The sequence below is a fragment of the Prosthecobacter sp. genome, assembly GCF_044373815.1.
Lineage (GTDB): Bacteria > Verrucomicrobiota > Verrucomicrobiia > Verrucomicrobiales > Verrucomicrobiaceae > Prosthecobacter.
Genome location: NZ_JBIPNG010000242.1, coordinates 1 through 9,662, shown reverse-complemented (window position 1 = coordinate 9,662; position 9,662 = coordinate 1). Strand labels below are relative to the sequence as shown.

Annotated in this window: 2 protein-coding genes; one reads left to right on the top strand and one right to left on the bottom strand. The window is 61.6% G+C overall.

Going from position 1 to position 9,662, the window contains the following annotated elements:
• On the top strand, nt 1-1,495 hold a 1,495-nt coding region (locus ACIREA_RS18655; protein ID WP_397383843.1), incomplete at its 5' end, for a tetratricopeptide repeat protein.
• A gap of 279 nt (nt 1,496-1,774) precedes the next feature.
• Here ACIREA_RS18655 and ACIREA_RS18650 read toward each other — a convergent pair.
• On the bottom strand, nt 1,775-9,649 hold the full coding sequence (locus ACIREA_RS18650; protein ID WP_397383842.1) for an Ig-like domain-containing protein: 7,875 nt from the start codon (nt 9,647-9,649) through the stop codon (nt 1,775-1,777).
• Nucleotides 9,650-9,662 lie beyond the last annotated feature (13 nt).

Here is a 9,662-nt window from a genome sequence, read left to right as displayed (position 1 = left end):
GTCTATGGGTGCAGGGCATTCGTTCACCAGAGAAATTGCCGAACACTACGAGGCCCTGCGACAGACTTTGAAAAAGAACGATGCTGAGGACGAAGGCCTGCGCGCAGTCCTGAAACTGAATGGCAAGATCTGGGATGAGAGCACGGCTGTCGCATTCCTCAAAAAGCAGCTGTCCGATCTCCCAGCGGCCAAGTTCACGGAAACTGATGCTGCAAAACTGGTGCAGCAGATGAAAGGAAACTCTCTGGCACTGGCCATGGCGGCGGCATGCATCACGGAGCAAAAACTGACATTGGCCGAGTATGTAAAGCGATGGGATCAGGAGTCTGCCGGGCTCAAGGAAACGACGGCACCGAACGAGGCATCCCCGGACAGAATATTGGTCGTGACATGGCAGCATTCAGCGAAGTGCCTGACACCCACAGCGCGTGCGCTCATGGCCTTGCTGCCCTGGCTCGCCGAGGAAGCCGTGCCCCTGCCCTTTTTCACCGAGCATGCCAAGCTTGTGGCGGATGCCGCAAATGAGAAATCACCTGATGCCAAAGTAGAAGCCGGGTTTGATGAATTGGAGCGTCACGGACTCATCACGCAGGAGCTTTTGAGCATCAGCTGTCCTCCGCAGCTTCAGGCGGTCTTGCGCTTTCAGGATGGAGCTGAGTTTCTTGGCCGTGCCACCTCGCTGATGCATGCCATCGTGGCCAAAGATCCGGCAACGCAGCGCATGCGGTCGCGTGAGTTTTGGGAGCCTGTCCTTCCCCATGTTTTGAGGGTGCTGGAGTTTCAGCGTCAGTTCGGTGACAAGGCCGGAGACGCGCTGATCACACGCAGCCTGCTCAATGACTGCGCTGAGTTTTTGCAATACAAGGCACAATACTCCGAGGCAACGCCCCTGCTCGATCAGGCGGAGCAACTGCTGCTGCGTGCGCTGAAACTGACGAAGGAAAATTCCGCCACCCAGCAGGCGGATCTCATCGCCGCCTTGGACAAACTCGCCGCGGTGCTTCACCGCTCCAAACGTGATGAGGATGCCGCCGTGTTCTACCGACGCTCGCTGGAGCTGTGCAAAAAAGCACACGGGCCGGAGAGCCTCAAAACAGCCGAGAGTCTCGATCGCCTCGCCTTGACTTTAGCTCCCACAAAACAAGGCAGAGACGCAACTCCTCTGCTGCGCCGGTCACTGGCCATCCGCGAGAAAGCTTTGGGGCCCATGGATCGCGAGGTGGCGCTCAGCATGGGAAGGCTGGCCTTTCAACTCAACACCGGTGACACGGTCAAGGAGGCAGAGCAACTCTACCGACGTGCCTTGGTGATCGAAGAAAAAATCTATGGTAACGAGCACCCGGCCCTCATCCTCCAGCTCACCAGTCTGGGCAACTTGCTCAGAGCGCAGCAGCGCGACTCCGAAGCCGAGCCTGTCTTCAAACGCATCCGCCTCATTCGCGAGAACACGCGCATCAACGGGCCACCACCAGCACCTGCAGGTGCGCGGAAGTAACCAGCGCTTTTGGAGTGCGGCTGCGCAACCCTGAAAGGGTGCAGCTGCCGCTTTCGAATGTCTCGTGGCGCGCGTGCGCTGACCAGCTGGCGGAAGTTCACCAGCTCCCGCCTTCGAACAACCTGTGGCATGCGTGAGCCGAACAGCACGTCGAAAGCGGTAGCTGCGTTCGTTCCTCAATGCGCAACCGCAGTCCATATCGGAGGCACGCGCAGCGCTTGGGAGTGATGCCATGCGTCGCTTTCCTGAAATGCTTTTTGGAAAACGCTGCTCCCCCACTCACGGCGGCGGAATGATCCAAACGGAAGGGCTGGCCGTCTGCGGCATCTTGATGAAGGTGGCACGACCGGTACGCAGCAGCGGGGCGTTGTTCTGAGAAGTGGCGGCGGCAGAGCTCATGGATATCCAGATGGGGACGGGCTGGCCGGGCTTCTGCAAGAGCCAGCTGGCCAGATATCCACTCACACCGGCGGTGGCATCACCTTTCCAAAACTGCAGCTGAGAGGAAGCAGAAACGATGGTGCTGGCAAGGAAGGGTGAAGAGGTCATCCCCGTCTGAGCAGGCGATGCGTCGAGAGGCCAGGGATTGGCAAAGAGATTGTAGCCAGCCTGCAGCGGGCGGGCCAAGGGGGTGGTGCGCACGCTGCCGGTGCTGAGCAGTGGTGAGGGATTGGCGCTGGCGATTTGAAGCATCACGCCTGTGCCAGGTGGAATGAGGGTGTCATTCATGCTGGTTGCGGCGCCTCCATTCAAAACCCAGTTGCGGGTGCCTCCAAGGTCATAGAGCCAGTAAGTCATGTAATCCGAGGCGTTGTGAAACAAGACCTGATCTGCGCCGGTGGCGGTGGAGGAACCCTGGAAGAGTGCAGGATTAAAGACCTCACCCAGCGTGCGGTGTGAGCGCAAGATCACACGTGCTCCGGACAAGCCGGCCACAGCGGAAGCTGAGAGCGTGGTATTGAGCGAATCATCCGCCACAAGACACTCAACGCCGGTGATGCTCTGCAGATCCAGGCGATGCCCGGCCTGAGGACCACTGATGATTTCAAGATAGTAATGCTGCGCGGGATCCATGGCGGAAGCCACGGACGCCTGCTCGCTGAGTGTGACGCTGGCAGATGTGGCGCTGCTGACCGAACCGGTGAAGAGCGCCTCATGGTTGAGATTGAGGCCATAGGTCTGGGTGCCGGAACTGAGCGTGGTCTGCTGCCATCCCAATGGCGCGCTGGTGGTGCTGCCGCCATTGGTTTGAGTGATGCGCAGACGGATGATGCCACGCGCGAGGCTCTGCCCCGGGAGAGCCTGGAGATCCGGCCACGTCACCCTCTCCCATCCATCGCCTTCAGCGACGACTGCGGGTGTCGCCACCAGCGGGGACCAGTTGATCAAATCGCTGCTGCTTTCGAGCTTGAAGGTGAAGGTGCCCTGACCCGATGGGCGCAGCAGGGTGGCATCCACGCTGCTGTTGCTGCGCGTGACCAGCTGCAAGCCTTCACCCGGGCGGGTGATGCCGCTGGTGAGCGCGGTGCCGAGCGCGACTTCAAGAAGGTCTGAAGCGCTGTCCTCATCGCTGTTGGTCGTGGCGAGATTGTTGGGAAGACCGACAGTGCCGGGAATGATGGAGGCAAGCACGATGGTGTTCGGTGAAGCCGCCGGAGCCGCAGGCGCATTGACGAGCCACTGGCTTTGCGGGATCACCTCGCGCGGCTGGCCGGGGCACTCCCAGAGCAGCCGTGCAGTGGCGCCGCCAGTGCCCTCATAATATTCCATGACGACAGGGACGGCCACGCCGGCCTGCAGAGCGATGACGCCGTTGTTCCAGGTGTCGCCGTGATTATTCCAATCATTGACGACCTGCTTGCCATTGACCCAGAGACGCACGCCGTCATCGGTGACGGGGATGATGGTGTAGGTCCGGGTGAAGCGCGGGATGAGGTACCCGTGCCAGCGCACGCTGTAGCCATCGGCAGGAATGCGTGGATCAGGACTGCCGGTGCCCCAGGTGTAATTGACCGTGGACTCCATGCGCGTGAAGCTGAACTGCCCGAAGTTTTTACCGATGTAGTAGTCCCCGGTGAGGCCGTTGGTGTTGACCACCGGTGTGTAGCTCACGGTAATGAGATTGGACACCGTGTTCGGATTGCCAGCGGCATCCTGCGCCACGCCTGCGGGGATTCTGACAGTGACATTGCCCGCTGCCGTGGGCGTGACCGTGGCTGCCCACGCCGCCCCGGCGGAGGACAAGGCGGTGACCGTGCCATTGGTAACGGTGAACTCAGAAGCAAGCAGGCCGGTGACGTTTTCGCTGAACGTGGCATTGACGACAAACGGCCCGGTGACGCTGCTGGCCGGAGTAGTCAGCGCGACCGAAGGCGGAGTGGTATCCAGAGGCGTATAAGTGGCGGTGAGCAGATTCGATGCCGTGTTGGCTCCGCCCGTGGCGTTGGTGGCCGCATTGGCGGGAACTCTGACGGTGACGGCTCCAGCCGCCGTGGGTGTGACAAGTACACTGTACGTAGCACCACTGCCGCTGAGCGCGGAGGCCGCACCATTGGTGATGATGAAATCATTCAAAGCCACACCGGTGACGGATTGACTGAAAACCGCATTGACCGTGAACGCGCCCGTCACGCTGGATGAGGCGGTGCTGAGCAACACGGTGGGCGCAGGCACTGGAGCGGTGTAGGTCACGCTGAGGTTGTTTGAAGCCAGGCTTGCATTGCTGGCAGCATCAAAGGCCGCGCCGACAGGAAGTGCCACGGTCACAGCGCCATTGGCTGCGGGCGTGATGGTGACGCTGTAGGCTGCACCACTGCCGCTCAGTGCTGAAGCGACGCCATTGGTGACCGCGAAATCAGTCAGCGCGACTCCGGTGACGGCTTCACTGAAGGCGGCGCTCACGGTGAATGGCGCAGACACATTGGAAGAAGCCGTGGCGAGTGTGACCGTTGGAGGTGTGGTGTCGGGCGGGCTGCTGGTGTTGACGTACTCCATCCAGTTGAAGTTGAGATTGCCGTTTGGAAACTCGATGCGAACGACAGCAGACGCAGGCAAGGTGAGGCCTGTGGCGAAGAAGGTTTTCCAGGCATAAAAGCCCCCTGTATTGGTGACATTGATCGTCGTGGCGAGAGTGCCGTTGATCAGCACGCGCACCGGAACCGGACCTGCATAGGAGGTGGCCACGCGCACGCTGAAGTTGTAGTTCCCAGAAGGGAGAATGGTGGTGTAGCGCAGCCATTCGCCTGCCGTGATCCAGCCGATGGAGGGCGTGCCATCCGTGTCTTTGGAAGGTTCAAGGTCAACTCCTGTGGTGCGGTAATGCAGGCCGGAGACAACCTCGCCGATGTTGATGGTTTCAGCATCGTGATAGGCAACCCCTTCCCCGCCTTCATCAAAATCCTCCGCCTGAATTCGCACGGTCTGCCCCACGATGACCGGAGCGTAGGTGACCGTCAGCAAGTTGGAAATCGTGTTCGGATTGCCCGAGGCATCCTGCGCCATGCCTGCGGGAAGTCTGACAGTGACTGCACCCGCAGCCGTGGGTGTGACGGTGGCGGAATAAACTGCACCGGCAAAGGACAAAGCGGTGACGGTACCATTGGTGACTGCGAATTCGGAAGCGAGCAGGCCGGTGACATTTTCACTGAAGGTGGCGGTGACGACAAAGGGGGTGGCAACCGTGGTTGCCGGAGTGGTGAGCGCGACCGTCGGCGGCGTGGTGTCCGTATAGGTCACGCTGAGCAGATTGGAGACGGAGTTGCCCAGGCTCGTGCTGTCGGTGGCGGCACTGGCTGGAACACTGACGGTGACCACACCTGCAGCGGAGGGGGTGACTCTGAAGGTATAACTCGCGCCGCTGCCGCTGAAGGTGGAGGCGACGCCATTCGTAACGACGACATCGCTGAGCGTGAAACCTGAGGCCGCGGAACTGAAGGCCACCGTGACGTTGAATGCGGTGGTCACATTCGTGGCGGCGGTGGTGAGTGCGACAGTGAATGGCAAAGGTGCCGTGGTAGGGGCATCGTCAATGCTCGCCACGAACGCGGCGAGGTTGGCCATGTCCGTGGCCGTCAGCGTCACGCCGCTGTGTGCGGTGATGGCGTCTGCCAGAGTGGCGGCAGAGCCATCGTGCAAATACGGCCCGGTGGCCCAACTGCCGCGCAGCGTGGGCACGTCCAGACCGGTGAGCGCTGCGCCAAGGCGTTTGCCGCTGGCGGGCTTGATGGTGCCGATGTTGGCAAAGACATTGAGCGCGCTGTTGGTGAAGTTCACGCCGCTGTGACAGGAGGCGCAGTTTTGCGAGCGGAAGACCTGCTGCCCGGCTGTGGCCGCTGTGCTAAGCGCGCCGCTGCTGGTGCGGCTCGGGCTGTTGCCGTTGACGGTGAGTGATTTTACATACGCGGCCAGTGCATCGAGATCCGCGCTCACACCCGCCTTCGCATCGCCGAGCGGCTGATTGCGCGTGCCGGTGTTGAGCTGCGCGTCCGTCATGAGTCCGGTGCCGCCGGCCAGGGCGCGAATCTGCCCTTCGAAATCCTGCACTTCATCGAAGTTGCCGGTCCAGTGCAGCATGCCGTGAGTGGCGTGGCCTTTCAGCGTGATGGTATTGCGCAGGCCTTCACCGAAGCCGGTGAGATCCCACACACGGCCATCGTGTCCGGCATCGTTGTGGCAGACGGCGCAGCTGATGTACTGCTGCAACGCCAGGCGTGGGTCCTGCGCATCGTAGAAGAACTGCTTTCCCTTCAGCACCTGGGCGGTGAGTTTTTCCGTGGTGACGGCATTGAGCGTGGCCGTGGTTACTGGCGCGATGTTGCCGCCCTGAGTGATGCCACTGACATCATGCACCGTGATGCTGCGGTCCATGAAGTTCTGCACATACAGCGTGCTGCCATCCGGCGAGGTGACGACTCCCTGCGGTGCGCGGCCTGCGGGAAAGCGGGTGATTTCCTGATGTGACCACGCATCGAGAATGGCGACCTCGCGGCTGGCTTCGAGCGCGGTGAAGACGTAGATGCCGAACGGATCATACGCTGCGGCGCTGGGCATGCCCGCGTTGTCGATGTCCACGCGTGAAGGCAGGTGCTCCGTCTGCGCGGTGAGATCAAGGCGCGAGACGATGGCACGCACGCTGTTTTCATGATTCAAAGGCTGGCCATCGCGCAGCACACCGCGCTGGATGTTGTCCTGCTTTGAAGGCACCCAGGCCGAGAGACCATCGGGCGAGATGACGGCGGCACCGAGATAGTTTGGCAGACCGCGTGCGGAGGTGGAGGTATCCGCAGCGGTGCTGGGATTGAGCAAAATCGTGCGTTCCACGGCGAGCGCCACCGTGCCGATGACGACCACCTGACCGCCTGCGCCCGTGAGCATCGGTGTGGCGGTGTTTTCACCGGCCACTCGTGGCGTGATGAAACGTGAGGCATACACGCGTGCGCTGTCGGCAGAAATCGAGAGATGTCGCACAGGACCGCCGGCATCGATCGAAGCCAGTTGCGCTCCGGTGCTGGGGTTCAGTTTCAGCACGCGCCCGGTGCTTTCCAGAGTCACCCATGCGGCCGTGCCCGCAGGATCAAAGACGATGCCGAAGGGACGCGATCCATACGCGAGCGTCACCGTGGCGGCGACAGCGCGAGTCGTGGTGTTGATGATGCTGATCGTTCCCGTCTCCACATTCGTCACCCACAGCCTGCCGTCGGGTGCCAGCGCCAGGCTGCGTGGAGCGGTGCCCACGGTGATCTCGGCATAGCGTGCACGCGTCACCACATCAAAGGCGGTGACGCTGTTGTTGTCCGGATTCACACACCAGACGCGGTCATTGCCGGTGGCTGGATCTTCATAGACGATGCTGCTGGAGGCAGCGGGCTTGCGTGTGGTGAGTGCGGCATACACCGCCTGATAGAAGGTGCTGGTGATCGTGATGCCGGTGTCATCGGTGGCGGTGAGCGTCACCAGATAGCGACCCGGTCCGGCGTAGGTGTGCGCGATGCTCGTGGTCGTGAGCCATGCGGTCTCAGGCGTGCCATCGCCAAAATTCCATTTGTAGCGCGTGTTGATGCCGTTCGCGGATTGCGCGGTGAAGGTCAGCGCACTGCCGTTGGCTTTCGGTGCGGCGGCCAGTGGCTGCAGTGTGAGCCCTGCGGTGACGTTCCAGATGAAGGAGCTTGTGGCAGGTGTGCTGATGCCATCGCTGGCCGTGAGAGTGACGTTGAACGTGCCTGCGACTGTGACGGATCCGGAGATGACGCCTGAACCGGGCGAGATCGAAAGTCCCGTGGGCAATCCCGTGGCGCTGAAGGTGATGGGATCGTTTTCAGGATCATTCGCCGTGACGGGCAAGGACACCACCGCGCCGATGAGCGAGGCTTGCGCACCCGGGTTCGTGATCTGTGGTGGGAGATTCAGCGGCACGATGCTGGTGGCGTGGCGAAGATCGCGCAGCGCGAGGATGTCGGGCTGGGACAAGGGGGCCTGATGCAGCGTGACTTCATCCACCGCTCCTGTAAAGAAGGCCGTTCCGGGGCTGTCGGCAGCACCCACGATGAAGGGTTTGGAAGCGTTTGGCACGTAGGTGCCGGTGTCTTCGTTGACGAGGATGCCGTTGATGTACAATCGGCGCACGCCGGTCAGAGTCTGGCCGCTGGCACTCGTGGTGCGGAAGGTGGCCGCCACATGCGTCCACTGCCCCACGGTGATCGCGCCACCTTTCAATCCCGAAGTGTCTTCCCCGGTGCGAAGCTGCCAGAAACCATCCGTGGTCACCCACATGCCGTAGCCTTTCTTGGTGGCGGTGGATTCATCACGCGAGGCGAGCACGCAGCGTGCAGTGCCCAGCGCTGCATCATGGCGCACCCACGCGGCAATGGTGAAGTCGTTCGGATTGAGCGATGCGCTGTAAGGCATCACAATGCTCTGAGTGGTGCCGTTGAACAACGCGCTGCTGCCTGTGCCGGGATTGCCACTGAGCGCGGGATTGGCGCTGGTCGTGTTTGCTCCGCCACTTGCCGTGCCAGAGATGGCCACCAAACCTGCGGCGGTGGATTTCACTTCGCCCGCTGTGCCGTTCCAGCTCGCTTCATCGAAGTTCCAAGCGACCACCGGATTCTCGATGGGGAGATAAGGCGAGAGGTAGGTGCCCGCGATGACGGAGACCGCTGCGTCTCCCGGTTTTTTCCAGCCGACGGAGAGGTGATCGTCCCCGGTGCCATCCTTCATCAAGGCTTCGATGTAGTAGCGTTGACCAGCCTGCAGGGTGATCAAGGCGGAGGTCTGCTGCGGATACCACGTCCAGGTTTGAGGTGGTGTGTAGCCGGGCTGGCTGGAGATCTCCACGGCGTTGGCGGGATTCGCATCGGTGCTCAGCTTCAGGCTCGATTCATCATCGCTGGAGATGAAGAACTGATACTGGCCGGTGACAGGCACGTAGAGAAAGCCGCGCAGTCGCTGGCCGGTGCTGTCATCCCAGTTTTGAGGTGAATCAAAGGACGGCTGCAGATCGCGGCCATTCGGATTCGCGGGGAAGACGGTGTTGCTGGTCAGGCTGGCCACCGTGGCGCCGTTGATGTTCGTCCAGTACTCGCGCATGATCTGGCCGCTGCCGAGATTGGGCAGCAGCACGATCCAGTTGAAGGAAATGGAAGTCACCTGCCCTGCCGCGCTCACCAGAATGGTGCTGCGGTAGGTTCCCGGTGTGGCGGTCACAGTGCCGGAGATCAATCCGCTGACGGCATCGATGCCCAGCCCCGTGGGCAATCCGCTGGCGGTATAGCTCAGCGTGCCGCCCGTGGCGCTGATGGGCAGAGACACCACGCTGTTTTGCGTCACGCTCTGCTGGCCGGGATTCGTCACCACCGGCAGCGTGGAGTTCGTGACCTGAATGATGCGTGACACGGACCACACGCCGTTCGCATCCACCGCAAACATCATCCAGTAGCCCGGGGTGAGCACATTGATGCTCGGGGGTGCGGTGACGGCATACACGCCCGGCGATGGATTCGTATGCGTGAAGCGCACATGCCGCAGGCCGGTGTCCACCGAATGTGTCTGCGCAGACATGCTGATGGCGCTGAAGTACTGCACGCCGTCGCTGGCGTTCACCGTGAAGATGGACGCGGGGCCGATGCGATCCGGTGCTGCCGTGATGACGGGCCGCACGGCGGGTGTGCCA